General features: G+C 70.3%; 24 protein-coding genes and 1 pseudogene. 7 read left to right on the forward strand and 18 right to left on the reverse strand.

The genetic code is table 11. The annotated features are described in order from the left end of the window. Nucleotides 1-187: 187 nt before the first annotated feature. The 5 genes from KBY19_RS28345 to KBY19_RS28365 are packed head-to-tail and all read right to left on the reverse strand — an operon-like array spanning nt 188 to nt 6551. On the reverse strand, nt 188-1123 hold the full coding sequence (locus KBY19_RS28345; RefSeq protein WP_099886057.1) for an ROK family protein: 936 nt from the start codon (nt 1121-1123) through the stop codon (nt 188-190). Next, entirely contained in the window at nt 1120-2829 is a 1710-nt protein-coding gene (locus tag KBY19_RS28350) for an ABC transporter ATP-binding protein (RefSeq protein WP_099886056.1), read from the reverse strand. The genes KBY19_RS28345 and KBY19_RS28350 overlap by 4 nt, the downstream gene beginning before the upstream one ends. Continuing rightward, the gene (locus tag KBY19_RS28355) at nt 2826-3731 is read right to left on the reverse strand and encodes an ABC transporter permease (RefSeq protein WP_099886055.1); all 906 of its coding nucleotides are present in this window, start codon (nt 3729-3731) and stop codon (nt 2826-2828) included. The genes KBY19_RS28350 and KBY19_RS28355 overlap by 4 nt, the downstream gene beginning before the upstream one ends. Next, on the reverse strand, nt 3728-4687 hold the full coding sequence (locus KBY19_RS28360; RefSeq protein ID WP_099886054.1) for an ABC transporter permease: 960 nt from the start codon (nt 4685-4687) through the stop codon (nt 3728-3730). The genes KBY19_RS28355 and KBY19_RS28360 overlap by 4 nt, the downstream gene beginning before the upstream one ends. A 49-nt stretch (nt 4688-4736) precedes the next feature. Next, nucleotides 4737-6551, reverse strand: coding sequence for a peptide ABC transporter substrate-binding protein (locus tag KBY19_RS28365; RefSeq protein WP_099886053.1), 1815 nt, complete (start codon nt 6549-6551; stop codon nt 4737-4739). A 306-nt stretch (nt 6552-6857) separates the two neighbouring features. Here KBY19_RS28365 and KBY19_RS28370 point away from each other — a divergent pair, with 306 nt between their 5' ends. The 3 genes from KBY19_RS28370 to KBY19_RS28380 are packed head-to-tail and all read left to right on the forward strand — an operon-like array spanning nt 6858 to nt 10386. After that, nucleotides 6858-8147 carry an ROK family transcriptional regulator gene (locus tag KBY19_RS28370; protein ID WP_099886052.1) on the forward strand — a complete coding sequence of 430 codons (1290 nt, stop codon included), beginning with the start codon at nt 6858-6860 and terminating at the stop codon, nt 8145-8147. Beyond that, nucleotides 8111-9634, forward strand: a complete 1524-nt coding sequence (locus tag KBY19_RS28375) for a M81 family metallopeptidase (RefSeq protein ID WP_099886051.1) — start codon at nt 8111-8113, stop codon at nt 9632-9634. The genes KBY19_RS28370 and KBY19_RS28375 overlap by 37 nt, the downstream gene beginning before the upstream one ends. Beyond that, nucleotides 9631-10386, forward strand: coding sequence for a copper homeostasis protein CutC (locus tag KBY19_RS28380; RefSeq protein WP_099886050.1), 756 nt, complete (start codon nt 9631-9633; stop codon nt 10384-10386). Before KBY19_RS28375 ends, KBY19_RS28380 begins: the two co-directional genes overlap by 4 nt. A gap of 143 nt (nt 10387-10529) precedes the next feature. Here the strand turns inward: KBY19_RS28380 and KBY19_RS28385 are convergent, their stop codons facing one another. Both KBY19_RS28385 and KBY19_RS28390 read right to left on the reverse strand, forming a co-directional pair. Continuing rightward, a complete protein-coding gene (locus KBY19_RS28385) occupies nt 10530-10946 on the reverse strand; it encodes a cyclic-phosphate processing receiver domain-containing protein (RefSeq protein WP_307843648.1) in 417 nt (138 codons plus the stop codon). Beyond that, nucleotides 10876-11157 (reverse strand): annotated as a pseudogene (locus KBY19_RS28390) (inositol monophosphatase family protein); the annotation flags it as partial. The pseudogene KBY19_RS28390 and the gene KBY19_RS28385, both read right to left, overlap by 71 nt. Between KBY19_RS28390 and KBY19_RS28395 the strand changes: the two are divergent. Both KBY19_RS28395 and KBY19_RS28400 read left to right on the forward strand, forming a co-directional pair. Then, nucleotides 11135-11299, forward strand: a complete 165-nt coding sequence (locus KBY19_RS28395) for a hypothetical protein (protein ID WP_247691506.1) — start codon at nt 11135-11137, stop codon at nt 11297-11299. The pseudogene KBY19_RS28390 and the gene KBY19_RS28395 sit on opposite strands and share 23 nt — an antisense overlap. Before the next feature lie 172 nt (nt 11300-11471). Then, nucleotides 11472-11951, forward strand: coding sequence for a pyridoxamine 5'-phosphate oxidase family protein (locus KBY19_RS28400; RefSeq protein WP_099886048.1), 480 nt, complete (start codon nt 11472-11474; stop codon nt 11949-11951). A 124-nt stretch (nt 11952-12075) separates the two neighbouring features. Here KBY19_RS28400 and KBY19_RS28405 read toward each other — a convergent pair whose 3' ends face one another. From KBY19_RS28405 to KBY19_RS28425, 5 genes are all read right to left on the reverse strand, one after another. Beyond that, nucleotides 12076-12582, reverse strand: coding sequence for a metallophosphoesterase (locus KBY19_RS28405; RefSeq protein WP_099886047.1), 507 nt, complete (start codon nt 12580-12582; stop codon nt 12076-12078). Nucleotides 12583-12667: 85 nt separating this feature from the next. Beyond that, nucleotides 12668-14494, reverse strand: coding sequence for a bifunctional sugar phosphate isomerase/epimerase/4-hydroxyphenylpyruvate dioxygenase family protein (locus KBY19_RS28410; protein WP_210966987.1), 1827 nt, complete (start codon nt 14492-14494; stop codon nt 12668-12670). 111 nt (nt 14495-14605) lie between these two features. Further along, nucleotides 14606-15487, reverse strand: coding sequence for a shikimate dehydrogenase (locus tag KBY19_RS28415; protein WP_210966988.1), 882 nt, complete (start codon nt 15485-15487; stop codon nt 14606-14608). A gap of 226 nt (nt 15488-15713) precedes the next feature. Beyond that, entirely contained in the window at nt 15714-17153 is a 1440-nt protein-coding gene (locus tag KBY19_RS28420; protein ID WP_210966989.1) for an MFS transporter, read from the reverse strand. 410 nt (nt 17154-17563) lie between these two features. Next, entirely contained in the window at nt 17564-18232 is a 669-nt protein-coding gene (locus KBY19_RS28425) for a TetR/AcrR family transcriptional regulator (RefSeq protein ID WP_099886043.1), read from the reverse strand. Nucleotides 18233-18361: 129 nt separating this feature from the next. Here KBY19_RS28425 and KBY19_RS28430 point away from each other — a divergent pair, with 129 nt between their 5' ends. Next, the gene (locus tag KBY19_RS28430; protein ID WP_143674955.1) at nt 18362-18541 is read left to right on the forward strand and encodes a hypothetical protein; all 180 of its coding nucleotides are present in this window, start codon (nt 18362-18364) and stop codon (nt 18539-18541) included. 65 nt (nt 18542-18606) lie between these two features. Here the strand turns inward: KBY19_RS28430 and KBY19_RS28435 are convergent, their stop codons facing one another. The 6 genes from KBY19_RS28435 to KBY19_RS28460 all read right to left on the reverse strand — a co-directional run bounded on the left by KBY19_RS28435 (nt 18607) and on the right by KBY19_RS28460 (nt 24080). Beyond that, nucleotides 18607-19161: an RICIN domain-containing protein gene (locus KBY19_RS28435; protein WP_247691507.1), complete on the reverse strand. Its 555-nt coding sequence runs from the start codon at nt 19159-19161 to the stop codon at nt 18607-18609. 8 nt (nt 19162-19169) lie between these two features. Continuing rightward, a complete protein-coding gene (locus tag KBY19_RS28440; RefSeq protein ID WP_099886041.1) occupies nt 19170-19811 on the reverse strand; it encodes an RICIN domain-containing protein in 642 nt (213 codons plus the stop codon). A 257-nt stretch (nt 19812-20068) separates the two neighbouring features. Continuing rightward, nucleotides 20069-20584, reverse strand: coding sequence for a hypothetical protein (locus KBY19_RS28445; protein ID WP_099886040.1), 516 nt, complete (start codon nt 20582-20584; stop codon nt 20069-20071). A gap of 260 nt (nt 20585-20844) precedes the next feature. Continuing rightward, nucleotides 20845-21981 (reverse strand): aromatic ring-hydroxylating dioxygenase subunit alpha, encoded by a 1137-nt coding sequence (locus KBY19_RS28450; RefSeq protein ID WP_099886039.1) that lies wholly within the window; start codon nt 21979-21981, stop codon nt 20845-20847. Nucleotides 21982-22416: 435 nt separating this feature from the next. After that, a complete protein-coding gene (locus KBY19_RS28455; RefSeq protein WP_143674954.1) occupies nt 22417-22875 on the reverse strand; it encodes a hypothetical protein in 459 nt (152 codons plus the stop codon). A 425-nt stretch (nt 22876-23300) separates the two neighbouring features. Continuing rightward, on the reverse strand, nt 23301-24080 hold the full coding sequence (locus tag KBY19_RS28460; RefSeq protein ID WP_185019158.1) for a DUF1963 domain-containing protein: 780 nt from the start codon (nt 24078-24080) through the stop codon (nt 23301-23303). Between the two features lie 456 nt (nt 24081-24536). On the opposite strand from KBY19_RS28460, the gene KBY19_RS28465 reads away from it, so the two are divergent. Next, nucleotides 24537-26408: a potassium transporter TrkA gene (locus KBY19_RS28465; RefSeq protein ID WP_210966990.1), complete on the forward strand. Its 1872-nt coding sequence runs from the start codon at nt 24537-24539 to the stop codon at nt 26406-26408. Nucleotides 26409-26459 lie beyond the last annotated feature (51 nt).

The raw sequence follows: 26459 nt of genomic DNA on the forward strand, positions 1-26459 counted from the left end.
GGCCGGCCTCACCGCCGCCTACTCCGGCTACTGGTGGCTCATCCTGCCGCCGGGCCGCCGGGAGAACCAAGGCAAGGCTCGCGAGACGTTCTACGCGGCAGCCCGTGCAGCAGCACGACGCGATGTCTCACCACCGACTGGCCGCTCCGGCCGGTTCGATGCCTGACGTCGAGGTTGAACAACCGGCTCAGACCAGGGCTCCTGTGGTCAGTTCGCGGCGGGCCCTGGCGGCCGCGCCCACCGGGATCGCGTCCGTGCCCAGGGCGGCCCGTACCAGCCGGACAGGGTGGCCGCTGACCGGCGGTTCGGCGGCGAGCGCCTCCCGCACCAGAGGTTCCAGCAGCGGCCAGGCGCCGCTGACGCCGCCGCCGACCACGACTGTGGTGACATCGACGACGCCCGCCGTCATCACGATCGCCCGGGCGATACCGCCGGCGGCGGCCCGGTACACCGCGAGGGCGTCCCCGTCCCCGTGCCCCGCGGCCTCGGCGATCTCACGGGCCGTCAGCCGACGGCCGGTGCGCTCGGCGTACCGGGCGCACAGCGAACGCCCGGAGGCGAGGGTCTCCAAGTGGCCCCGGCCGCCACAGGTGCAGGGCAGGTCGCCGAACCCGGGGATGTGCCCGATCTCGCCCGCAGCACCGTGCGGCCCGGCGAACAGCGCGCCGCCCATCCACAGCGCCCCACCGACACCGGTGCCCAGGGTGATGCCGAGGACGTCGGGCTCGCCGCGCACGGCGCCGCCGTACACCTCCCCGTACAGGAAGGCGTTGACGTCGTTGTCCAGGTAGGCCGGGACGCCGAGTGCCGCCTCGACGGCGTCGGCGACCGCGAAGCCCGCCCATCCGGTGAACGAGTCGCTGGCCACCAGGATCCGTCCGGCCGCTGAGTCGACGACGCCGGCCGCACCGGCGCCTACGCCGGCGAGCCGCCCGGGGGTGCGCTCCAGCAGCGGGGCCAGGGCGCCGAGCGCCTTGCCGACCATGGCCGGGCCGCCGTCGGCCGCCGGGGTCGCGGTCCCGGCCCGGTCCAGTACCGTCAGATCCTCGGCGCAGAGCACCACTTGCGTGGTGGTGCCGCCGATGTCCACCCCGGCGAACAGGGTGCGGTCGTGGGAGGTCAAGCCGTCGCCTCCGTCCGGCCCGCCGCCAGGGTGGCCAGGCGTTCGGTTCTGCGGCTGCGCTGCACCACCGGGTCCGGCACCGGCACGGCGGCCAGCAGCCTGCGCGTGTAGTCGGTCTCCGGCCGCAGCAGCGTCGTGCCGGTGTCGCCCTGCTCCTCGACCCGGCCGGCCCGCATCACCACGACGCGCTGCGCGAAGTGCTGGACGACGGCGAGGTCGTGGGAGACGAAGAGGCAGGCGAAGCCCAGCTCGGCCTGCAGCTCGGAGATCACCTCCAGGACGGCCTCCTGCACGCTGACGTCGAGCGCGCTGGTGGGTTCGTCGGCGACCAGGAGGCGGGGCTCCAGCACCAGGGCGCGGGCGAGGCTGACCCGCTGGCGCTGCCCGCCGGAAAGCTCCCGGGGAGCCCTCCGGGCGACCTCGCGCGAAAGCCTGACCCGGTCCAGGACGGCGGCGACCCGCTCCTGGCGCTCCCGTGCGGAGAGAGAGCGGCGGTGCACCCTGAGGGGCTCGGCGACGCACTCGCCGACGGTCATCCTGGCGTCCAGCGAGGCCACCGGGTCCTGCAGCACCACGCCGATACCGGCTCGCAGCGCCCGGCGGGCCCGGGAGCGGGTGCGGGCCAGGTCGGTGCCGAACAGCGAGACGGTGCCCTCGTTCGGCGTGATCAGGCCGAGCGCGACCCGGGAGGCGGTCGACTTGCCTGAGCCGGACTCGCCGACCAGGCCGAGAGTCTCGCCGTGGCGCACGGTGAAGGAGACACCTTCCAGGGCGCGGACGGCGCCCCGGCCGCGCCCGAAGACGATGGAGACGTTGTCGAGTTCGACGACCGGCTCGGCCTCGGTGGGTGCGGCGGCCCGTGGTGTCTCGGGAGCCTCCTCGCCGTCGACCGAGAGGCGCGGCACCGCGGCCAGCAGGCGCCGGGTGTACTCGTGGGAGGGGCGCAGCAGCACGTCTTCGACGGGGCCGGTCTCCACGATCTCGCCGTGGTACATCACGGCGACCCGGTCGGCGAAGTCCGCGACGACGCCCATGTTGTGGGTGACCAGCAGTACGCCGGTACCGGTCTCGGCGGCGAGGCGGCGCAGCAGGTCGAGGATCTCGGCCTGGACGGTGACGTCCAGCGCGGTGGTCGGCTCGTCGGCGATCAGCAGCGCGGGCTCGTTGGCGATGGCCATGGCGATGACGACGCGCTGGCGCTGTCCGCCGGACAGCTGGAAGGGGTAGGCGGACGCCCGCTTCTCCGGCTCGGGGATGCCGACCCGGCGCAGGAGCTCCACCGCCTCCGCGGCCGCGTCCTTGGCGGAGATCTCGCGGTGGTTGCGGACGACTTCGGCGATCTGCTTCCCGACACGGGTCAGCGGGTCCAGCGCTGTGGCCGGCTCCTGGAAGACCATCGAGACGGTCCGGCCGCGCAGGCCCGCCAGGGCGGCCTCGCTCGCGCCGACCACCTCGGTGCCGGCGACGGTGGCGCTCCCGGTGGCACGGGCGTTGTCGGCGAGCAGACCCATCGCGGCGAGCGCGACGGTGGACTTGCCGGAGCCGGACTCGCCGACGAGGGCGAGCGTCTCGCCCGGCTCGACCAGCAAGGACACGCCGCGGACGGCGGGCACCTCGCCGGACTGGGTGGTGAACACGACGCCGAGGTCGTCGAGTCGGAGGATGGGCCCGGCCGCCGGTGCGGCGGGGCGCTGGTCGGCGGTCATCCGCGTCCCCTCACATCGAATGCGTCGCGGAGCCCGTCCCCGATCGCGTTGAACGCCCACACCACCAGGATGATGGCGAGGCCCGGCGGCAGGATGAGCCACCAGTAGCCGGAGTAGGCGGCGGTGAGGCCGGCCGACAGCATGCCGCCCCAGTCGGTGGCCGGTGGCTGGACGCCCAGGCCCAGGTAGGAGACGTAGGCGACCAGCAGGATGGCGTCGGCAATCTGGAAGGTGGCCGCGACGACGATGGTGGAGACCGAGTTCGGCAGGATGTGCCGGGTGATGGCCCTGGCGTGGGTGCCGCCGATCGCGCGCAGCGTCAGGATGTAGTCGCGGTTCTTCAGGGTCAGCGTCTCCGCGCGGACCAGCCGCGAGGGCACCAGCCAGGAGACGAAGCCGAGGATGACGACGAGGCCGCCCAGGCCCGGCGTGGTGATGGCGGAGACCACCAGCAGGATGAAGAGCGCGGGGATGGCGATGCCGGCGTCCACGACCCGCATCATGACCGCGTCGATCCAACCGCCCGCGTAGCCGGCGGCGGCACCCCACAGGGTGCCGATGACGGTGGCCAGGACGCCTGCGGCGAGGCCGACGATCAGCGACACCTTGCCGCCGTACATCAGCCGGCCGAGCTCGTCGTGGCCGACCGCGTCGGTACCCAGCCAGTGCGCGCCGCTGGGGGCGAGGTTGACCTGGTCGAGCAGGGTGTGGGTCTGGTCGGTGGAGTACACCAGCGGGCCGGCGAAGCAGAACAGCACGAAGAAGACCACGACGCCGAGGCCGACGACCGCGAGCCGGTTGCGCAGGAACCGGCGGACGGCCAGCCGGGTCCCCGACGCAGCGGCGGAGTCCGGGGCGGTGGCCGTGCCAGGGGTCCGGCCCGGCTGTATGACAGTGCTCATGACCGGCCTGCCTTCACTCGGGGGTCGATGATCCGCTGGACGATGTCGGCGATCAGCGTGCCGGTCACCGTGGCGACCGCGATGATCAGCACGCAGCCCAGCAGCACCGGGTAGTCGGAGGACTGCGCGGCGGTCCAGAAGAGCAGGCCCATGCCCGGGTAGTTGAAGAGCTGTTCGACGACGAGGGCGCCGCCGAACAGCACCGGCACGTAGTAGCCGAGCATGGCGACCACCGGGGTCAGCGAGTTGCGGAACACGTGCCGCCACAGGATGGCGCGGGAACGGGAGCCCCCGGCCCGCGCCGTCCTGACATAGTCCTCGGAGAGGTTCTCCAGGGTGGCGGCCCGCATGTAGCGGCTGAACACCGCGACCATCGAGGCAGCACCAGCGGCGATCGGCAGCACCAGCCCCTGCGGGTCGGCGAGCACCTGTCCCAGCGTGTGCCCCTGCGGGGCCTGGGAGGGGAACCATGGCAGCGCCTGGCTGAAGACCAGCACCAGGATCAGCCCGAGGAAGTACACGGGAGTGGAGTAGGCGATGAAGCTCAGCGTGGTGATGACGTAGTCGACCGGCTTGTTGCGCCGCACGGCCTGCCACATGCCCAGCGGCACGGCCAGCAGCAGGCCGACGATCGCCGACAGCACGGTCAGCAGCAGGGTCTTCGGCAGGCGCTCGGTGATCAGCTGCGACACCGGCTCGTTGAGGGTGTACGACGTGCCGAGGTCGCCGTGTGCCAGCTGCCCCAGGTAGTAGAGGTACTGCACGGGGAGGGGCTGGTCGAGGCCCTGCTCGTGGTTGAAGGCCGCGATCTGCTGCGCGGTGGCCTGCGGGCCGAGGATCCCGCGGGCGGGGCCCCCGGGCAGGGAGTGCAGCAGGGCGAAGACCACGATCGTCACGATCAGAATGACCGCGGCGGCCTGCAGGACCCGTCTGAACAGGTATGTGGGAGTGCTCATGTGGTTTCCGGTCGCTCGGGCTCAGTGGTGCGCGCGGTCGCGGGGCGGCCTACTTGGTCCACTGCCACATGGCGGGGTGGAAGTTGGCGAGTGAGTCCTGCGAGAAGCCGCCGAGGCCCTTCTTGACCACGGAGACCTGGTAGTCCGGCTCCGGCAGCCACACCACCGGCAGCTTCTCGGCGAGGGCGGCGCTGTACTTGCGCATGGCCTCGTCGGAGGAGGAGGTGGTGGTCTGGGCGATCAGTTTGTCCACCTCGGGGTCGGAGTAGCTGCCGAAGTTGGAGCCGCCGCCGGTGGCGAAGAGCGAGTCGCCGCTGGGGTAGGCGGGGAAGTACCAGCTGCCCGCGGTGCCGAAGAACGACAGTTGCCACTTGCAGCTCGACTCACTCGCCTTGCACTGGCCGGACTGCGACAGGACGGAGTTGACGGGCGCGGTCTTGATGTGGAAGTCGATACCCGTCTTGGCGAACGACGACTGCAGGGCGCTCATCATGTTGTCGGTCACGGTCGAGCCGGACTGCGAGAGCACCTGCATGGAGAACTTCGTGCCCTTGTCGACGCCCTTGCCGCACTGGTCGTCGCCGCTGCCGGGGCTGGTGCACACCATGGTGCCGCTCTTCTCGGTCCAGCCGTGGTCCGTCAGCAGTTTCCGGGCCTTGGCGGTGGAGAACGGGTAGGGGTTGTCCTGCTGCTTCCGGGAGACGAAGGAGGACTTCTGGCCCTGCGGGATCGGGCCGTAGGTGGGGACTGCGGTGCCGTTGAAGACGACCTTGGCCAGCGTCTTCTGGTCCACCGACAGCTGGATGGCCTGGCGGGCGTAGAGCTGCTTGAAGACCGGGCCCATCTCCGGGTTGTTGAAGTTGTAGGGCATGTAGGTGATGGCCCAGCCCTTCCACGGCTCGACCTTGTAGCCCTTGGCCTCGAACGACGCCTTCTGGCTCAGGTCGGTGGCGTTGATGTAGCCGTAGTCGACCGTGCCGGCTCGCAGCGCGTTCTTCTCGGCCTCCGAGGTGGTGAACGGCAGCAGGTTCACGTTCTTGATGTGGGCCTTGCCGCCGCCGTCGTACTTGGCGTTGGCGGTGAGCTGCACTTTGCCGGCCGTGGAGAACGACTTGAGGGTGTAGGGGCCGCTGACGGTCTTCCACAGCGGGTCGGTGGCGTAGCCGGAGACCTTCTTGGCGGCGCCGTTGAGGTACTTCCAGACCTTCTTCGCCCCGGCGGGTGTGCGGTCCAGGTCGGAGACGGAGCCGGAGTCGCCGACCTTGTCCCAGACGTGCTGCGGCATCGGGCGGATCATGCTCAGCTGGTTGGCGAGCATCCACTGCTGGTTGTAGGCCCGGTCGAAGGTGATCTTGAAGTGGGTGTCGTCGACGGCCTTGAAGGAGGTCCAGTTGTCCGGCGCCTTGCCGGGGCTGTAGCTGGCCCAGTCCTTCTTGTTCGCCTTGACGACGTTGAACCAGAACTCCACGTCGCGGGAGGTGATCGGCTTGCCGTCGCTCCAGTGGCGGTCGCCGAGGGTGATGGTGACGCTCTTGCTGTCCTCGGCGAAGTCCGCGGCGGTGGCGAGCGAGTTGTCCTTGTTCCAGCCGACCTTGCCGGCGGAGCCGTCGTAGGCGATCAGCGGCTCCCACAGGGACTGGGATATGGAGGAGTTGTTGGTGTTCAGATGCGCGGCGGTGCCGATGGGCAGGATCCAGTTCGGCGTGAAGTTGGCCGGGAGCGCGTAGTTGATCGTGTCCGACCCGCCGGAGGAGGACGACGAGGCGCCGCCGCCGGAGCAGCCGGCCAGCAGCGCCCCGGTGGTGACGGCGGCGCCCGCGACGAGGGCCCAGCGGCGGCCAGGGACCGTGTGAGCAAGGGACATGGCTCTCCTTGGGAGTGAAGCCCCATAGGGGGATCCCGGTGGACCGGGCTGGCGCCGTCGGACCGGCGCTGTGTTCACGACAGCTAACGCCTGCCGCGCCGCGCACACAAACAAAGTTCTGTAACAAGTAAGTATCTACGGTTCTGGAAAAAGTCCCACCGGTCCCACGAAGCCGCCCTGGTGCGGGTGTTTGTGCCGTATTGCCCGAATAGTGCGCCGGAAAAGATCACCCGGAGCCGTTCCGGGACGCATCAGCCGGGCGTACTGTCTCCGTCACACCTACTCATCGCGGAAGTTACTTCGTCCATGACTGAAATAAGTACGGGGGGATCGAAGGCAGCGAAGGGCGCCTCGGCCCTCGCCCCGCGGATCCTGGAGCTCGTGGCGTCGGGGCAGGCGTCCTCGCGTGCCGAGCTCGCCGGGCTGCTCGGCGCCGCCGCCTCCACCGTCTCCCTCGCCGTGAGCCAGCTCGTCGAGCGCGGGCTCATCGCCGAGGAGGGCACCCAGCCGTCCACCGGTGGGCGGCCCCGCAAGGTGCTGCGGCTCGGCGGCGCCGACGGGTTCGCCGTCGCCGCCGACCTCGGCGGTCGGCACGCCCGCGTCGGCGTGGTACTGCCCGGCGGCGGCCTCACCAACGTCTCGACCGTCCCGTTCGCCATCGCCGACGGTCCCGAGGCCGCCCTGCCGCGGCTCGCAGAGACCCTGCAAGCACTGGCCGAGGACCACGGCCGCGGCCGACTGCGCGGCGTCGGACTCTCGCTGCCCGGCCCGGTCGACGTCGCCTCCGGCACGGTCGTCATGCCGTCCCGGATGCCCGGCTGGACCCGCTTCCCCATCATCGACTGGCTCCAGGAACGCTTCGGCGTCCCGGCCGCCGCCGACAACGACGCCAACTGCATGGCGGTCGGCGAGCACACCGTGCGGCCCGCCGAACACCGGCAGTCGATCATGGTGAAGATCGGCTCCGCGATCGGTGCCGGCGTCATCGCCGACGGCCGTCTCTTCCGGGGCGCCACCGGAGCCGCCGGCGAGATCACCCACATCCGCGTCGACGGCGGCGCCGACACCCCCTGCTCCTGCGGCAACACCGGCTGCCTGGAGACCGTGGCCTCCGGTGCAGCGCTCGTGCGCATCCTGCGCGAACGCGGCGCCCAGGTCGACCGTCTGGAGGACGTGGTGCGACTCGCCACCCACGGCGACCCGGAGGCCACCCGCGCCGTCCGCAAAGCAGGCGACTACCTGGGCCAGGTGCTCGCCACCAACGTCAACTTCTTCAACCCCGACGCCGTCTACCTCGGCGGCATCCTCTCCACCCTGGAACCGTTCGTCGCCGCCGTGCGCAGCCAGCTCTACGAGAGCTGCCACCCGCTGGTCACCGAACACCTCACCATCGAACGCGTCAGCCTCAGCGCCGACGCCGGACTGGTGGGCGCCGGGCAGTTCGCCCTGCAACGCGCCCTCACCGACGCCCTGCGCGAGGTCGGCCGCACCGACCTCGCGTCCGACCGTCTCCCCTCCCCCGCCACCCCGGGCCCCCGCACCACCGTAGGAGAACAGCCGTGTCACGACCCCGCACCCCCGCCGACCACCCGGTGATCGCGATAGCCGGACTCGGTATCGAGTCCTCCACCTTCTCCCCCGCCCGCACCCGGGCCCCCGCCTTCCACCCCGCGCGCGGGGACGAGATCCTGGAGCGCTACCCCTTCCTCGCGCCCGGCCGGGAGCTGCGCGAGGCCGCCGAGTGGCACGGCGCCCTCGTCGGCAAGTCGCTGCCGGGCGGAACCGTCACCGCCGCCGCCTGGGAGGAGCTGACCGGTGAGCTGATCGAACGGCTCACCGCCCTGCCCCAGCTGGACGGCCTCTGGTACGACATCCACGGCGCCATGACCGTCGAGGGCGTCGACGACGCCGAGGCAGTACTGCTGGAACGCATCCGCGCCACGGTCGGCCCCGATGTGATCGTCTCCACCTCCATGGATCTGCACGGCAACGTCTCCCGTGAACTCGCCCACCGCAGCGACTTGATCACCTGCTACCGGATGGCACCCCACGAGGACCATATGGAGACCAAGGAGCGGGCCGTCCGCAATCTGGTGGATCTGCTGGCCTCCGGCGCGCCCCGCCCGGTCAAGGCGTGGGTGCCGGTGCCGGTGCTGCTGGCCGGCGAGCAGACCTCCACACGCGTCGAACCCGCCAGAAGCGTGTATGCCGCCGTCGACGAGGTCGAGGCCGCCGAGGGCGTCATCGACGCCGCGATCTGGGTCGGCTACGCCTGGGCCGACGAGCCGCGCAACCGCGCCGCCGTCGTCGTCACCGGCCCGGACGAGGCCGCTGTCACGGCCGGCGCCGAACGCCTCGCCCGCGGATTCTGGGACGCCCGCCACGACTTCGACTTCGTCGCCCCCACCGGCACCTTCGACGCCATTCTGGACGAGGCGCTCACCTCCGACCAGCGGCCCTACTTCATCAGCGACACCGGTGACAACCCGACCGCCGGCGGCGCCGGCGACGTCACCTGGGGCCTGACCAGGCTGCTGGAGCGCCCCGAGTTCCAGCAGGACGACGGACCCACGGTGATCTACGCCTCCGTGCCGGGACCGGACGCCGTCGAGGCCGCCGCCGCGGCGGGTGTCGGCGCGACCGTCACCGTCACCGCCGGCGCCGAGGTCGACGCCCGCCACGCCGGCCCCGTCACCCTCACCGGCGTCGTACACGCGGTCCGGCACGGCGACCGCGACGCCGGAACCGAGGTCGTCGTCCGGGTCGGCAGCGTCCACGCGATCCTCACACGGCTGCGCAAGCCCTACCACCACGAGCACGACTTCACCGACCTCGGCCTCGACCCGCGGCGCGCCGACATCGTGATCGTGAAGATCGGCTATCTGGAGCCCGAACTCGCCGAGATGTCGGTCGGCTGGAAGATGGCGCTCACCCCCGGCGGCGTCGACCAGGACCTGGTGCGCCTGGGCCACCACCGCATCCGCCGCCCGATGTTCCCCTTCGACCGCGACATGGCCGACCCCGACCTGACGGCCCGTCTCATCCCCGCCTCCGACCAACCGCTGACCGGGGACGACGAGTGACGGCTCGCCCCGCCCTGGAGATCGCCGTCACCTCGCCGACCGGCGCCCGCACCGCCCGGGAGCACGGAGCCGACCGGGTCGAGCTGTGCACCGGCCTGGAGCTGGGCGGCCTCACCCCGTCCGCGGCGCTGATCGAGGCCGCCGTCGAAGCGGGGCCACCGGTGCAGGTGCTGGTCAGATGCCGACCGGGCGACTTCGTGCACGACGCCGAGGAGATCGCGCTGATGGCCGCCGACGTGCGGTCCGCCGTCGCCTCCGGCGCGGCCGGAGTGGTGATCGGCGCCCTCACCACCGACGGCCGCCTCGACGTCCGCGCAGTCGCCGCGCTCACCGAGGCCGCCCACACCGCGGGCCGGCCGGTGGAGGTCACTCTGCACCGCGCCGTCGACCAGGCCGCCGACCCGGTCGCCGCCGCCGCGCTCCTCCCCGGGCTCGGCCTCACCCGGGTCCTCACCTCGGGCGGCGCCACCACGGCGGCCGAGGGCGCCGGGCGGATCGCCGCGATGGCCGCCGCCGCTCCCGGCGTGGAGGTGATGGCCGGTGGCGGAGTGCGCCCCGACACCATCGCGGAGCTGGTCGCCGCGGGCGCCGCCGCCGTCCACCTCTCCGCCAAAGCCCGGGCCGCGCCCCGGCGCGGCGGCGACTGGGTCCCGCTCGGCGCCGACGGCGCCTCGGCCGAGCAGGACACCCACTTCGTCACCGACCCCGCCGTCGTCGCCGAGGCCCGACGGATGCTGGACGCCGCCGGCTGACCGCCGAACCGGCCGCCCACGGCGGCCGGTTCGTCCGCCCCGCACTCACTGACCGCCCACGAACACCGACCCCCTGGGAACCGGAGCCGGTGTCCACCGTGCCGACATATGAGCACAAGGGGGTGCCCACTCAGCATGGATTTCTAGGCGGTTGCTCGCCGCACTTGGTAGCTCCAGTGCGTGAGCGCCCGGACGATGGTTTCGGCGCCGACGGGGTTGGCGCTGTGAATGAAGATCGTTCCGATGTGGAAAGGCCGTCCGCTGAAGGCGGCTTCTTCCAAGAGAGTCACCACGGGCATGATGGTGTCGTCGCCACCGAGGTCGTGGTCGAGCCAGAGTTCATCGATGAAGCTGTCGCGGTGCTCCTGCAGAAGTTGGATGCCCTCGCATCTGGTGCGGGCGACCCGCGTGGCCCTGGGGAGCTGCCGAAGGTCGTCGATGCCGAGAACGACGGGCCTGCGTGCGGCTGAGTCGTCTTTCACCCGATCATCATGACAGTGCAGCGGTTGGGGAACTGCCGGGGCGAAAACCCCTGTGGTCACCGCACTGGCTTCGGCCACGGACCATCGACATCAGCAACCCGTGGGTCTCGTCGTCGGCGGCGGCCACAAGCCCACGGCCTCCCTCACCGATCGGGGCGCCGTCGATCCCGGTGACGATGCAGCCGGCAGCCCGGCACAGAGCGATGCCGGCGGCGAAGTGGACGCTCCCGGAAGGGTCGCCGCCATCGGTGACGTACGCGGCGCGCTTGCCGGCGGCGACCCAGGCCATCGTCACGGCGGCCACTGCACGCAAGCCGCGGCTGCGCTCCACCGCCGGCCCGTTCGCCCGTCGCCTCAGCCTGCTACGCCGCATCGCTCCCACCCGAGTCTTCGACCAGCAGATCCGCAAATTCAACAAGCTGGCGGCCTGACGGAGCTGCTCGTCGTAGCCATCGCGGAAGCGCGGTCACAATTCTCCCGGTGGCCGCTCTGAGCACCGAAGTCGGTCGCCTGCCTGCGCCACAAGTTGAGGGATCATCGGTCGCTGGGAGTAGGTCCCGCGGCTCAGGCGCGCTTCGCGTCTGCCGGCTAGGTTCGGCCCCCATGGAGACCACAGGAGCCGTTCGTCGCCGAACGGCGGAGCGTATACGTGATGCTTTGGAGCGGCTTGTCACCGAGCGCGATATGTGGGTGTCGACGGCTCATCCTCATCATGGGCCCCACCAGGTGCCGCTGTGGTTCTTGTGGGACGGGCGAGCAGTGTGGATGTGCACCAGCGCCACTTCCGTGACCGCGCGGAACGCCCGTGAAGAGCCGCGCGTGCGCCTGGCGCTGCCGGACACCTCCGACGTGGTGCTCCTTCAAGGTGAGGCGGAGTGCTTCGCGGACCAGGAGGTACCCGAAGACGCGGCGGAGGCGTTCGCCGTCAAGTTCGGGTGGGACCCACGGGAGGAAGAGGGTCCCTTTCTGTATATACGCGTGGCCCCCAGGACGGTGCGCGCCTGGCGCGGCGAACCGGAACTGCGCGGGAGAGTCATCATGCGCGACGGGACGTGGCTGGAACAGCAGTCGCCGGCCGTGTGACCAGGGGTTACGTCACCTCGTCGCCCGCACACGGCACACGGTCACTCAGACCGCCGGCCTCGCACCCGAGCCGTTCGTCGCAGCGGCGGCGCAGGCACCTTCGTCACCTACCCGGTATTCCGGTTCACCGGCGCGGCGGGAGACGGTGCAACTCCACCCCGCGTAGACGTCCGGCCGCCGCCTCTGCGGTTATGTAGGTGCAGTACGGCTGCCGCCGCCGGTCCGTCGGTGAACCGGGGTTGAGCAGGCGCAGCCTTCCGTCCTCCGTCGTGGTGTCCCACGGGATGTGGCTGTGCCCGAAGACCAGGACGTCCAGGTCGGGGAAGCGAGCTGCGCAGCGGCGCTCCCGCCCCTGCGCCGCGCCTGTCTCGTGGACGACGCCCAAGCGCAGGCCTGCCAGTTGTACGTACGCCACCTCGGGGAGCCGGGCCCGCAGCTCGGGGCCGTCGTTGTTGCCGTACACGCCGATCAGCTGCCGGGCCTGCGACTCCAGCAGGTCGAGGGTAGCGGTGTCCACCCAGTCGCCCGCGTGCACGACGACATCGGCGCGGGGGATCTCCTCCAGCAGCTCCTCGGGCAGCCGCTTGGCCCGCTTCGGCAGGTGGGTGTCGGACATGAGTAGGAGACGCACCCGGCGACGGTACCCGGTGACGTCGCGTCCCCCACGGACATGTGCCGTCTTCTCTCGTGCCGTCCGCCGCCCGCCTGCCCACACCTCACCTGCGTTCCCCTGGCCGCAGGCCCAGCTCGGCGGTGTGCTGGGCCGCGAGGCGGACGGTGGCGTTCGGCGCTCCGTAACCGCGGTACCCGCCGGTGCGCTGGACCAGTTCGAAGAAGACCCGGCCCAGGGTGACCGTGTAGCAGTGAAGAAACTCCCCGTACTCGTCGCGGTCGTAGAGGATGCCCAGCTCGCGCAGCGTGACCAGGGTGTCGTCGGCGAGGCCGTAGCGGGCCCTGAGGTCGTCGTAGTAGTTGTCCGGGATCGGTAGGAGTCCACCGCCGTGGTCACGTACCCGGCGCGCGGTGGCGACGATGTCGTCGGTCGCGAGCGCGATGTGCTGCGGGTGCGTCTCCCGCTCGCCGGGCACCGGCGCCACGTTGAGCGCGATCCGCAGCGTGCCCTCGGGGTTGGCGACGGCGCGGCTGCGGAAGAGCCCGTAGGGGTCGGCGAGGTCGAGGCTCTCGTTCGGCTGGAGACCCAGCACGCTCGGGTAGAACAGGGACGCCTCGTCGAAGCGGTGCCAAGGCTGGGTCAGCGCGGCATGGTCGATCCGTGTGACACCGGCCCCTGGTTCCGCGCCGGCAGTGTCCTCCAGGGGCAGCACGGGCGCGAAGTCGTCCGTCCAACTCGGGTGGTCCTCGCGCCTGGTACGGCAGAAGAACAGCTCGGTGCCGTCGGGAGCCTCGACCGCCTCCAACGGCACGTCCCCGGCCGCACGGTGGCGCGGGATGACGGGTGTCAGAAGGGACTCGGCGCGCCGGGTGGCCGCGCCCGGGTCAGGTGTCTCCAGGCCGAGCGCTGTCAGCGAAGGGCCCTCGCGACGGCTTGCGCCCGCGGTGTTGACGACGAGTCGCGCCTCGCCCTGCTCCCACAGCTCGACCGGCTTGCCGCGGTGCCGCCCCGTCCGTACGAAGCCCAGCGCGCCGAGCAGCGCGCGCAACGGCTCGGTGTCGGCCGCGGCCAGTTCGGCGAAGGCGAACGAGGAAGGGACGACATGTCCGGGCGGCGAGGCGAGCCCGACCGATTCCTCCAGGGTGAGCAGCGAGCGCATCGCGTCGACCGCGGTGCGCGACGCCTCGGCCTGCCGGAACACGTCGTTGAAGACCTCCAGCGACAGCGGCCCGGTGTAGCCGGCCTGGAGCGCGGCGTGCACGAGGCCCGCGACGTCGAAGCCGCCCTGGCCGGGGAAGCAGCGGTAGTGGCGGCTCCACTGGAGGACGTCCATCGCCATCCGGGGCGCGTCCGCCAACTGGAGGAAGAAGATCTTCTCGCCGGGTATCCGCTCGATGCCCCGGGGATCGGAGCCGCGGGAGAGGATGTGGAAGCTGTCGAGGCAGGTGCCCAGCGCGGGATGGTCGGCCAACTCGACGATGCGCCAGGCGTGGTCGTAGGTGCTGACGTGGCGCCCCCAGGCCAGCGCCTCGTACGCGAGCCGGATGCCGTGCGCCTCCGCGCGCTGTGCGAGCAGACGCAGCTGGTCGGCCGCGAGTTCGTCCTCGTCGATCGAGTCGGGGGACACACTGGAGCAGACCAGCATCGTGTCGGCTCCGAGCCGCTCCACCACGGAGAATTTCTCCTCCGCGCGCCGCAGGTTGTTCTCCAGTACGTCCTCGGGTACGGCCTCGAAGTCCCGGAACGGCTGGTAGAGATCGATGCGCAGCCCCAGGTCGGCAGCCCGCTTCCGGATGTCCACGGGGCCGAGCGGACTGGCGAGCAGGTCGTTCTCGAAGATCTCGACTCCGTCGAACCCGGCGGCGGCGACGGCGACGAGCTTCTCGGAGAGAGAGCCGCTCAACGACACCGTGGCGATGGACTTGCGCATGGGGGTGTTCCTCCTGCTTCTCTTCTCGGGGTGCGGGCGTGGCTCTTTCCTCCGGGCACGGGCGCGGCTCCTGCTTCCGGGCGCCGTCGTACCGGGTGGCCGGTGGGCTCCTCATCCCGCGGGGGCGCCGACGAGGTCGGCGAGGTCGGCGAGCATCCGCTCCGGGTGGGGTTCCCTGCCGGTGAAGAGGCAGAATGCGTCGGCTGCCTGGAAGACCGCCATACCGCCACCGTCGAGCGTGCGGCAGCCCAGGTTCGTGGCCGCGCGCAGCAGGGCGGTCTCCAGCGGCCGGTACACCACCTCCGCCACCCACAGCTCCGGCCGCAGCAGCTCCACGGGTAGGGGAAGGCCGGGGTGCGCCTCCATCCCGGTGGGGGTGGCGTGCACCAGGCCGTCCGCGTCCGCGAGTCGGCTCCTCAGCCCGGCCGGGGAGAAGTGGTCGGCGCGCCCCTTACCGAAGTGGGTGCCGAGCGCGCGGGCGAGCGATGCGGCCCGCTCCTCGTCGGTGTCGACCACGGTGAGCCGGTCGGTGCCCAGGGTGAGCAGCGCGTGGGCGACGGCGGCTCCGGCCCCGCCCGCGCCGAGCTGCACCACGCTGCCGGTCGGCGCGCCTGGCAGACCGCGCGCGAAGGACTGGGCGAACCCCGTGACATCGGTGTTGTGGCCGACCGCGAGCCCGTCACGGAACACCACCGTGTTGACGGCGCCGAGCCGGGCCGCCTCGGGGGCCAGTTCGTCGAGGTGCGCGGTCACGACCTGCTTGCAGGGGTGCGTGATGTTGAGGCCGTCGAACCCGAGGAGGCGCGCTGCACTCAGCACTTCGCCGACGGCTTCGGGGCCGGCCCCGAGCACGTCCAGGTCGAGGATGCGGTACAGGAGACGCAGCCCGTGCCGGTCGCCCTCACGCTCGTGCAGCGCCGGGCTCAACGAGGGGCGGATGCCGGTTCCGATCAGGCCGGTGAGGTACGAGGGGGCGGGTGAGGGCGTGGTCATCGCTGCTCTTTCCTGGTGACGAGTGGGCGCCCTGGGGACCGGTGAGTGGCCCGGTGACGAGTGGACGCGGGGTGCGAGTGGGCGCCCTGGTGGCGAGTGAGCACCGGGTGCGGGTGGGCGGCGGCACGGGCGCCCCTGCTGTTCGTGCCTGGCACCTCCGTGACCTCCCACCTGGCCGTCCCCCAGGCACGGTCGGCGGGGGGACGGCCACGGAGGCGGGGCGCGTTCAGGCCGAAGCCGACTTCGCGGCGCTCGTCGAGCCGTTCGGCCGGGTCGAGCCGTTCGGCCTCGCGGCGCCGCCGCGTGCCGCGCTGTCCGGCTTCTCGCCCAGCCGGCCGGTCGGCACCCGGTACGTCTCGCGGGCGCTCGCGATGGTGAGGGAGCACACGGCACAGATGGCGGCCGTGAAGATCGCGACGCCGAGCCAGTCGTCGCCGTCCGGCCCGGCGATCTGTTCGGCGAAGGTGACGGCGAATCCGGCGACGGCGAAGCCGATCTGTGTGCCGATGGCCACCCCCGAGAGCCGCACACGAGCCGGGAACATCTCTCCGTAGAGCGAGGGCCAGATGCCGTTGGCCGCGCTGTAGACGACGCCGAAGAAGAGGATGCCGGTGAGGAAGATCAGCGGGTAGCTGCCCGCGGAGATCGCCCACAGATAGGCGAAGACCAGGATGCCGGAGCCGAGGGAACCGGTGAGGAAGACCGGCTTGCGCCCGATCCGGTCCGCGAGCTTCGCCCACAGGGGGATGGCGAGCAGCGCGACGGCGTTGGAGACCGCGCCGACCCACAGCATCGTGGACTTCTCCAGTCCGACGGTGTCGCTGGTCGCGAACGCCAGGGCCCAGACGGTGAAGATGGTGCTGACGGTCGCGATGAGCGCCCCGCCGATGACGCGCAGCACGTCGGCCCAGTGGTGGCGCAGCAGGTCTGCGAGGGGGAGCCGGGAGACCTCGTCGCTCGCGGACACCTCCTCGAAGACGGGGGTCTCCTCCAGGTTGCGGCGGATGAGATAGCCGACGACCGAGACGGCGATACTCAGCAGGAAGGGGATGCGCCAACCCCAGGTGTAGAGCTGCGCGTCGGGCAGGGCCGCCACCGGTATGAAGACCAGGGTCGCCAGAATCTGACCGGCCTGGGTGCCGTTGAGGGTGAAGCTGGTGTAGTAGCCCCGGCGGTGCTCCGGGGCGTGTTCCAGCGTCATCGAGTTGGCGCTCGCCTGCTCGCCCGCGGCAGAGAGCCCCTGCAGGACGCGCATCAGGACGAGCAGCACGGGTGCGGCGGTACCGATCTGTGCGTAGGTGGGAAGGCAGCCTATGACGAAGGTCGACAGACCCATGAGGATCAGGGTGAAAACCATGATCTTGCGCCGTCCGAGCCGGTCACCGACGTGGCCGAGGATCAGTGCCCCGACGGGGCGGGCGGCATAGGCCACGCCGAAGGTCGCCATCGAGATCAGCGTGGCGGTTGCCGGGTCGTCAGGGTCGAAGAAGACCTTGGGGAAGACGAGTGCGGCGGCGCTGCCGTAGATGAAGAAGTCGTAGTACTCCAGCGCGCTGCCGATCCACGCGGCGACGGCCGCTTTGCGGGGCCTGCCACGTGTCGCCGCGGGCGGTGTGGCGGAAGGGTCCGGGGGCGGTTCCGACGGGGCATGCGAGCGAGGGGACACACGTGCTCCTGTGGGGACGGCCACCTGCGCTCCTCGCACTTCCTTTTCGCGGGAGCTGCCTGGTGGGTCGGGTGAAAGGGACGGCGGCGGGGGCCCGCCCAGGGGTTTCCGTGGCGGGCCGGAACCGTCGGTGGCCTCCGGTCCGGGCGGGCGCGGCGCAAGTAACGTACTAGTTAGTTAATTGCACTGGCACGGATCGTGAACCTCCCCCTGCCAGCTGTCAAGACATCGCGCGGGAACAACCCGGCCGGGAGCGCGGAATCGCGACCGGGAGCGCGAAGACACATGGCGCGAGACGCATATGGCCGACGGGGGCCACCGCCCGGGTGTGGCCAAATGTGCCGGCAGAGTCGGCTGAACGGGCGGGGGCCGGTCGGCTGAACAGCCGAGGGTCGACCGTCCGGACGGGGTCAGCGCTCTCGCGCGGTGTCCCCGGTGAGATAGGCGAGGACCATGTCGCCGAGCATCGTGCGGTAGTGCTGCCGCCTGTCGGCCGCGGTCAGATCACGGCCGAAGAGGGCGCCGAAGGTGTGCCGGTTCGCGACCCGGAAGAAGCAGAACGAGCTGATCATCGCGTGCAGGTCCACCGCGTCGACGTCAGCCGTGAACACGCCCTGCGCGCGGCCCTCCTCGAGGATGCGGCCGATGACCTCGATGGCGGGCGAACTGAGTTCGCTCAGCGTCGCGGAGCCGATGATGTGCTCGGCCTCGTGGATGTTCTCGATGCTCACCAGCCGGATGAAGTCCGGGTGCTCCTCGTGGTGGTCGAAGGTCAGCTCGGCCAGACGGCGGATGGCGGCGACCGGATCCAGGTGCCCTACGTCGAGCCCCCGCTCCTGTTGCCTGATGACCGCGTAGGCCCGCTCCAGCACCGCCGTGAAGAGCTGCTCCTTCCCGCCGAAGTAGTAGTAGATCATCCGCTTCGTGGTGTGGATACGGGCGGCGATCACATCGACGCGGGCGCCGGTGTATCCGAGCCGAGCGAACTCCTCGGTCGCGATGTCCAGGATCTCCGCCCGCGTACGGGCCGCGTCGCGCTGCCGTCCGGAGGAATGCGTCGGCGGGGGCGCGGCGGTCATGCGGCTCCTTGCGGGACGGGGATCGACGCGGCCAGTCTAAAGACTGCCCGACGGAGCACCCGAGGAGCTTCCGGGGATGCGGGAGGCTCCATGTGCCTCGCGGGAGCGATCATCGCTTGCAGCAGACCGATGTCGAAGAGCTCCCCCGGCGTCGGGCTGAACGGCGACGAGATGCCGTACCAGTCGTCGGAAGCGGCCCGCATCCGTCAGCACACGGAGCAGCCCCAGGCTCCGAGGATGAGCGCTCGCGCGGGCCCCGCACGGGGCCCGCGCGAGCGCCGCGCGGTGGCGGCGTACGGGCCGAGCTGACCTGTACGCCGCCGGTGCCGCCGGTGTGAAGCGGGCGGGTCAGACGACCGCGCCGAGCAGCGGGGTCAGGCGCTGCGGGTCAGATCCCATTGCTGGTTCGCCTTCCTGTGACACGACCACTGGATGACGTTGGCGTTGTTCGCCTTGCTGGCTCCCTGCACGTCCACGCACTTCTTCCGGCTGAGCGGCTTGGCATACAGGGGTGTCCGGCTCATCCGGCCCGGGGTGAAGGCGAAGGACTGGTTGGTGGCGCCCACACAGGTGTACTGGTTGATGTTCGCCCCGTTGGCGCCGCTGGCACCGTGGACCGTGAGGCACTTTCCGCTGTTGACGTTCTGCAGGACCACACTCGCCAGCGACTGGTCCCCGCCGGTCATCACCATGCGCCACTGCTGGTTCCGGGCGCCGACACACTTGTACTGGTTGACGGTCGCATTGTTCGCGCCGCTGGCCCGGTAGACGGTCAGGCACTTGCCGCTGTTCTTGTTGACGATGTACCTGACCGTGCTGTCCTGCGCAGCAGCCGACCGGTCAGGCGCGGCATCCGCGGCGCTGCTGTTCGACGCGGTCAGTGAGACCGTCGCCACGGCCGCGGCCAGAACCGTGCCGGCTCGTTTCATCCCCGAAGTCATCCGCGCCCCACCCACTTCTGGTTGTTCCTGCCGTTGCAGCTCCACACGATCACCTGTGCGTTGTCCGCCTTGCTCGCTCCCCGTACGTCCAGGCACCGGTCCCCCGTGTTGCTGCCGGCGCTGGGGTTCATGGACCCTTCCGCGTAAGGGGCGAGCGAGAACCAGATCTGGTCCCGGGAGCCGCCGCAGGTCCGCTGGACCGCCGGGGTGCCCTTGGCCGTGCTGCCTCCGCGGAGGGCGAGGCACTTGCCGCTGTGGTAGGCCATGAACCGGCGGGCGACACCGCCCTGGTTGTAGGTCACCCACCACTGGTTCCTGGCGCCGGACACGCACCGGTACTGGTTGACGACCGCGTTCTCCGCCTTGGACGCGCCCCGCACAGTCAGGCACTTACCACTGTGCTTCACCCTGAGATAGAAGATGTTGTCGTTTCCGGCCACCGACTTCATCTCGGTGCCGGCGAACGGACTCCCCCGTTCTGCCGCCTTGCCCGCTCCCCCGGTCCCCGTACGGGCCCCGGCGGTACGCTCTTCGGCCTGAGCGGTCCCGTCCTGCTGAGGCAGGGCCGCGGCGGACCCGGAAAGCGTCGCCACCGCGACCGCGCCTGTCGCAGCCAGTAGCGCTGCTGTTCTGCGCATATGTGTCCATCCCCCTCGTTCTCCGGTCTCACGATCGTCGCCAGACACTACGAGGGGGCAACGCATCCGACATCCGGTGTGGGGTTGAACCACGAGGTAAACCTGGGCGGTACCGGATGAACCCGCAGCGGTACCGGGTGACGACTTCCGCGAGGGTCGCTCCTACATGCGCAGACGCGGTTTCGAAGCGATAGTTCCGGTAGCAGCGAACCGTGTCCGAGAGGAAATGCCCGCCCCACAGCCTTCTGTGACGCGCTTCAGTCGGCGCGGCCCGTCGTGGCCGGCACGGCGGCCCGGATCACCGCGGAGAGTCGGGCCGCGTCCTTGGTGTAGCCGGTCAGCAGTAGCCGACCGCCGTCCCGCAGCCGAATGACCAGGTGGACGTCCCATCCCATGAGTCTGCCCAGGGCGTGGTCCTGCCCGCGCTCGACCACGCGGCGGACCGCCGTCCATGGCAGCACCAGGGTCTCCCCCGTCCGCCGGTAGACCAGCCCGTCCTCTCGCAGCACGAACACCTCGCCGTGCCGCCGCAGGGTCCGCAACCCGCTGGAGACACCGCCGTAGAGCCCGACGAGCGCGCCGCCCCACAGGAGTCCGGCCACTGGCGCGCCGCTCCCGTCCTCGGAGAATACGGCAATGGTCACCGGGACGGCGATGACGGCGAAGACCAGGCCGACCAACAGCGCGACGATCGATACGCGCCCGCGACGCCCATTGTCCGTCGGGTGGTTGCGGATGAAGGCACCCAGCGCGCGCTCCGCCTCAGTGGCCATGGATTCCCCCCTTGGAGCACTGACTCCAGACTTGCCAGTCTGCGGGGCGGCAGAGTCGAGGACAAGGGGCCGGGCCCCCGCGAAGCCTTGCGCCCTTCCGTGTTTGATCGGTGCCGGACTCCGCAGCCCTCCCCCTCCCCCTCCCGCCCCGCTTGCTCGCCTTCATCGGCCGCGTGCCCTGGTGAACCAGACGGTCGGTCCTGCCGAGGGGCGGCTGCCCGACCAGTGGCCCTGTGCCGCGTTCCTCGCGGGGCGCTGCCTCAGACACCCAGGGCGGGGCCGCACGCGGCTGCTCCGCTGCTGGGGCGCAAAGGGACGCCGTTGCCGCGCAGTACCTCGCGGACATCCAGGATCAGGGGGAAGACCTCGTGGTTGCGGTCTTCGTTCTGCTCCTCCCACGCCCGCTGCTCGGCCTCGACGGCCATCCGGTCCTCGGCGAACACCCGCTCGGTGAACCGCCGGATGAGCGGCCAGGCCAGGTGCAGAGCGCCGGGGATCCGGGGCTTGGCGATCATGAGGAGGCCGTAGGCATGACATGTGCGCTGCTCGGCGCCTTCGGGAACATATACGGCCCACAGACGGAAGGCCGGGCGTTCGGCGTTCTGCGGAACCAGGTCGAGGGTCTGGTACGGGTAGTCCGTACGGATGATCATGGTGTCGGAGGAGCCTCTGCGGCCGGTGCCCTCGGTGGCCAGCAGTTCGGCGCCACGGTTGCGCTTCCCGCCGACGTGCGTGAACAGGTAGCGGGCCTCCACCGACCGCGTTCCGGTCCGGGACTCCAGCAGTTGGGGGTGAAGCTTTCCGACGACGCCCCGGTGGAGGAACTGGTGGTTCATGTCCAGCAGATTCTCGTGCATGAACGAGTAGTGGCAGCGCACCGGTCGGGAGAAGGTCATGGTCTTGTAGGCCGGTGAGCCGAACGCCGGCAACTCGGGCAACGCGGTGAGCGCCGCCTTCTCCGGGGCGCCCGGAAAGAGGAACACCAGCCCGTAGGCCTCACGGACGGGGTAACCGCGCACCCCGCGCGGCGGCCGGCCGTCTCCCTTCGACAGATACGGGATCTGTGAGATGCGGCCGTCACCGCGATAGGCCCAGGCGTGATAGCAGCAGCGGAGGGTCTCACCTTCCACGACACCCATGCTCAACGGCACCTGCCGGTGGGCACACCTGTCCTCCAGAGCATGGACGGCGCCGTTCTCCCCGCGGTAGAGGGCGATGCGCTCGCCGGCGAACGCGGTCGCGACCACCTGGCCCGTACGAACCTTCCGGGACAGCGCGACGGGATACCAGTAGTCCGGATTCGCACCGACACGTCTGAGGTCGAACAGGCCGGACTCCGGGTTGGGGTGCGCCGGGCGCCGCTCACTGCCGGCCCGGTCGGAATCGATCTCGGTCATGCCTCCCCCCTACAGCGGAGATATACCGGCAGCTGCGGTCACGGGCACGGCAGGCACCAGCCATTCACGAGTGCGACCGAGGTCCCTCGTGCGCCATCCTCGCGGGCTCTCGCTGTGATGTCGTCCTCGGCACGCCCAGAGGGGTGAGCCGGAGTGCCTGGAGCGGTGGCGGCGAGGCCGGTACGGGGGTGGCTTCGGCCCCGTCCGCCCGTCCGCTGCGGTACGCCGTTGGCTGCCACGACGCGGCGGCGCCAGCCGGGGCGGGCGATCGCCGCCTTACAGCCCGCTCGACCCGGTCGAGGGCACCTGGTCCGCCTTGCGACCCCGGTGGTCGGACGAGCCGGTTCGTCACCATGGCGAACCAGTCAGCCGTCCGAATCCACACCAGCTCCCACCCCCGAAACGCCAAGGCGCATCTCGAAGTGCGCCGTCGGGTCAACGTGATTTCTCGAAGATCTCGATCTCTTTGCCGCAGAACCCTGAAACGGCATTACCCGCGACACAGAACCTGACCACGACGCTCTTTCCGTGGGTAGGGCTGTATTTACCCCTCCCGGCCAGGGTATCCGTTGCCCGCTGGAACCTTCCGTTTGAAGGATCGTCACGGCCTGGATAAATGTACGTCGTACGCTTGATGTCGCTTCGCCCGCCACCATATTCGCGGGACCAGTGTTCGATGTAGCCGTAGGTTGCGTCGCTCCGGTACAGCAACTCCACGTCTGCGGTCACCAGGTAGCTGTCCTTTCCGAACCGGACCTCGCCGCCAGGCTCTCCAATGGTGTGAAGGCACCCCGGGAAGATCCATCCGTTGCAGTGGCCTCCCTGGAAGGGTCGCACCGAGTCGGCATCGGCAGATGTTGCGGTCGCCACTGAAAGCAACAGAGCAGCTGCCACGACGCCGGCCGTATGACGGACTTTGCGCAAGACGCTTGCCATCCGCACCCCTCGCATTTCTGTCGCGAACACCGGCACTCCGGTATTCCTATCGAGAGAGACATTCCCTACTGAAACAGTTCGTGAAACATGCACCGAGCAAGGCGCTCTCGGAAATCAGATCACTGATCTGGTTTTCTTTATTCCCGGCTTGATGGTTATTGCTGTGCACGACTCGTGGTGTCGAGAAACTGACGGCTGTTCATCCACCGGGCGTTCCACTCCTGTGCGCGGCCGGCTTCGAGGCCCCTGCGACCGGCTCCCGACGGCATGTCCGGGGCCGGGGGCCCGAAGGTATGCAGGAGCAGGTCCTTGGGCAGGCGGAAGTCGCGGTGCGGCAGGCGGGTCCCAGCCGGTTGTGCTTCCGGCGCGGACGTGGGCGGTTGTCACATGCCGACGTGGCCGTAGACGCGGTCGAACCGCAGGGACGCCAGGTCCTGTCGGCGGATCAGCCAGCTGATGACGCCCGAGTCCAGTTCCGCCACGTCCGCGTCGCACCGCCAAGTGGCCAACAGCACCCATTCGTCGGCGTCCCCGGCCTCCGGCTCGCTGTCGCGCGCCAGGAAGAGCGGATCGTCGTTGATGACGATCGGGTGGCCGCCGAGCGCGAATGTCCAGACGGGCCACGAGCCCCCTACGTGCGTCCAGGCACTCTGCAGCTCGTCGGCGAGTTCGTACTGTTCGTCATCGGGCTCCTCCCACCGTGCTTCGGCGAAGCTCTCCGGGTCGGGCGGGGAAAGGTGGTGCCAAGTCGTGCGCATCTCCTGCGGCGCGAACGGTTCATGCCCGGTGTCGGCACGGGCGGCTGTCGGCGTACGCGCGGAGACATGGCGCACCGCGTCGGCAACCGGTCCGGTGAAGCCCGGGTCGGGTTCCGCGAAGAAGAGCAGGTGACCGTCGGAGGGGAGGGGAAGTCCGGCGGCGCCGGACGGGAGAAGCCCGCAGTCGATGGAGGCGACGAAGGGGAAGGACGGATCGGGGGCGTCCACCGGTAGCAGCGGGTCGCCGCCCAGCCGGGCCGAAACCGGGCCGTCACCGCCACGCGCCCAGTACACGCCCGGCAGGGCCCGCCGTATCCATGTGTCCACCTCGTCCGTCGGCAACCCCCGGGAGGCTGCCTCGGCGCGGAAGCGGTCGACTCTGTCGGTGTTCCAGTCATCGAGCACGGCGTCACCCTAGACGGTGAGTTCGATCTAGATGGTGCGTTCGATGTCGGTGACGGCCGCAGCCCTGGCGAAGAGTGCCCGTTGGCCCGTGTGGGCGACAGGGCTGGACCGCGATTCTCGAAGGCGCGAAGGCGTTCGACCGACTCGGACCGCTCGGCACGCCGCGCCCGGCGACCGGCAGGGATTCGTCTGCTTCCGGGGTGCCGGAGGTTGCACGGCGAGGCCGAGGCCGAGACCGAATGCGCGGAGCCGAGCGAAGCCGTCGTTCGTATGCCGGGTCGGAAACCGCCCCGAAGCCGACGGACAGGACAGCGCTCCGCGTCGACGAGTGTGTTGGCCGCACCGCCTCTGACCAGGGAGGCGGAGCGTCCGGTGCCGACCCGGGGCGCGCCCCGAACCCTTCCGCATGGCAAGATCGTCGCGGGGCGGGCAGTCGAGATCGGGAGGGGGCTCGGAGTGCGGTTACGCGAACGGTTGCGGTACTGGTTCGACGGCACGATGGACCGGGGTACGCCCGCGCTGATCGGCTGGTTGGCGCTCGCCTCCGCCGGGCTGATCGTGGTCGTCGCCACGTCGGTGATGCTGTTCACCGACGAGGACACCGAAGCGCACGGCGGATGGCTCGGTGTGGCGTGGATGAGCCTGCTGCGCACGCTCGACCCGGGCACCATGGGTGACGACACCGGACGTCCGGTCTTCCTGGCCCTCATGCTGACGGTGACGATCGGCGGGATCTTCATCGTCAGTGCGCTGATCGGTGTGCTGACAGCGGGACTGAACGCCAGGATCGAGCAGTTGCGGAAGGGCAGGTCGCGGCTCTTCGAGCGAGGTCACACCATCGTCCTTGGCTGGTCGGAGCAGATCTTCACGGTGATCGATGAGCTGGTCGAGGCCAACCAGAGCGAGCGCCGCTCCTGCGTGGTGGTGCTCGCCGACCGGGACAAGGTCTCCATGGAGGAGCAGATCCGGCTGCGGGTGCCCAGAACGGGAAGGACGCGGGTGATCTGCCGATCGGGCAATCCACTCAAGCGCGCGGACCTGGAGCTGGTCAGCCCGGACACCAGCAAGGCCATCATGGTGCTGCCGCCCACGGACCTCGAGGCGGACACCATGGTCATCAAGACACTGCTGGTGCTGAACAACCGCGCCTGGCGCAGCCCACGGCCCCATGTGGTGGCCGCGGTACAGGACTCGGACAACCTCGCGGCAGCGCGTCTGGCGGCGGGCGAACACGGTGTGGTGATCGACGCCGACGACATCGCCGTTCGCTTCATCGTGCAGTCCCACCGGCAGACCGGCCTGTCCACCGTCTGCAACGAGCTGCTCAGCTTCTACGGCAGTGAGCTCTACATCCGCGCCGAGCCCTCCCTCACCGGGGTGACATACGGCGAGGCGCTGCACCGCTACGAGTTGGGCACTCCCGTGGGACTGCGCCGCACCGACGGTCAGCTCCTGCTCAACCCGCCGATGGACACCGTCATCGGCGAGGACGACGGCGTCATAGTGCTCGCCGAGGACGACCTGTTCATCAAGCTCGCGACCAGGCACCCGGCCCGGATCGTCGAGGAAGCGCTGGCATCGGCCGAGCCTCCGGATCTGACTCCGGACCGCACCCTGCTGATCGGCTGGAACGGGCGCGTTCCGAAGATCATCGAGCTGCTGGACAGTTTCGTCGAACGCGGCTCCGCGCTGGACATCGCGGCCTCGCACCGTCCGGCGGCGGATGTGCTGGGTCCGTACGAGAACCTCACCGTGGGCTACAAACCCTGCCGGCCCACCAGCAGGCGCTCGCTGGAGGCCCTCGACCCCGGCAGCTACCAGCACGTCCTGATGCTCTCCGACGAGAGCACCGACGCGGAGCAGGCCGACAACCGCACCCTGGTGACCCTGCTCCACCTGCGCGACATCGAGAACCGGCTGGGCGACCCGTACTCGATCGTCACGGAGATGAACGAGGACAGCAACCGCGAGGTCGCCCAGGTCACCAGGGCCGACGACTTCATTGTCAGCTCGAAGTTGATCAGCCTGATGCTGGCGCAACTCACGGAGAACCGGCACCTCCACGACGTGCTGATCGATCTCTTCGACCCCGCGGGCTCCGAGATCTACCTCAAGCCCGCCACCCGCTACCTCAAGTCCGGCGCCGAGGCGAACTTCGCGACGGTCATCGAGGCCGCCCGCCGCCTCGGTGAGACCGCCGTCGGGTTCCGGCTGGGCGCTGAGCGTGGCGCTTCCCCCGCCTATGGCGTGCACCTCAATCCGCCCAAGGCCACTCGGCTCCGCCTGACGGAGGAGGACCACATCATCGTGCTCGCCGAGGAGGAATGAGGCGGAGGCCGCCGCCCCTCGCCGTCGAGGTGGTCGACGAGGTGTCGAGGT

It is taken from the genome of Streptomyces sp. B15, assembly GCF_018070605.1.
Taxonomy (GTDB): Bacteria; Actinomycetota; Actinomycetes; order Streptomycetales; family Streptomycetaceae; genus Streptomyces; species Streptomyces smyrnaeus.

Coding starts and splice junctions, on each gene's coding strand:
- KBY19_RS28415 (WP_210966988.1), bottom strand. CDS start 15,487: ATGACCACGCCCTCACCCGCCCCCTCGTACCTCACCGGCCTGATCGGA.
- KBY19_RS28360 (WP_099886054.1), bottom strand. CDS start 4,687: ATGAGCACTCCCACATACCTGTTCAGACGGGTCCTGCAGGCCGCCGCG.
- KBY19_RS28435 (WP_247691507.1), bottom strand. CDS start 19,161: ATGAAACGAGCCGGCACGGTTCTGGCCGCGGCCGTGGCGACGGTCTCA.
- KBY19_RS28400 (WP_099886048.1), top strand. CDS start 11,472: ATGGAGACCACAGGAGCCGTTCGTCGCCGAACGGCGGAGCGTATACGT.
- KBY19_RS28365 (WP_099886053.1), bottom strand. CDS start 6,551: ATGTCCCTTGCTCACACGGTCCCTGGCCGCCGCTGGGCCCTCGTCGCG.
- KBY19_RS28440 (WP_099886041.1), bottom strand. CDS start 19,811: ATGCGCAGAACAGCAGCGCTACTGGCTGCGACAGGCGCGGTCGCGGTG.
- KBY19_RS28430 (WP_143674955.1), top strand. CDS start 18,362: ATGTCGAAGAGCTCCCCCGGCGTCGGGCTGAACGGCGACGAGATGCCG.
- KBY19_RS28425 (WP_099886043.1), bottom strand. CDS start 18,232: ATGACCGCCGCGCCCCCGCCGACGCATTCCTCCGGACGGCAGCGCGAC.
- KBY19_RS28370 (WP_099886052.1), top strand. CDS start 6,858: ATGACTGAAATAAGTACGGGGGGATCGAAGGCAGCGAAGGGCGCCTCG.
- KBY19_RS28350 (WP_099886056.1), bottom strand. CDS start 2,829: ATGACCGCCGACCAGCGCCCCGCCGCACCGGCGGCCGGGCCCATCCTC.
- KBY19_RS28410 (WP_210966987.1), bottom strand. CDS start 14,494: ATGCGCAAGTCCATCGCCACGGTGTCGTTGAGCGGCTCTCTCTCCGAG.
- KBY19_RS28355 (WP_099886055.1), bottom strand. CDS start 3,731: ATGAGCACTGTCATACAGCCGGGCCGGACCCCTGGCACGGCCACCGCC.
- KBY19_RS28445 (WP_099886040.1), bottom strand. CDS start 20,584: ATGGCCACTGAGGCGGAGCGCGCGCTGGGTGCCTTCATCCGCAACCAC.
- KBY19_RS28450 (WP_099886039.1), bottom strand. CDS start 21,981: ATGACCGAGATCGATTCCGACCGGGCCGGCAGTGAGCGGCGCCCGGCG.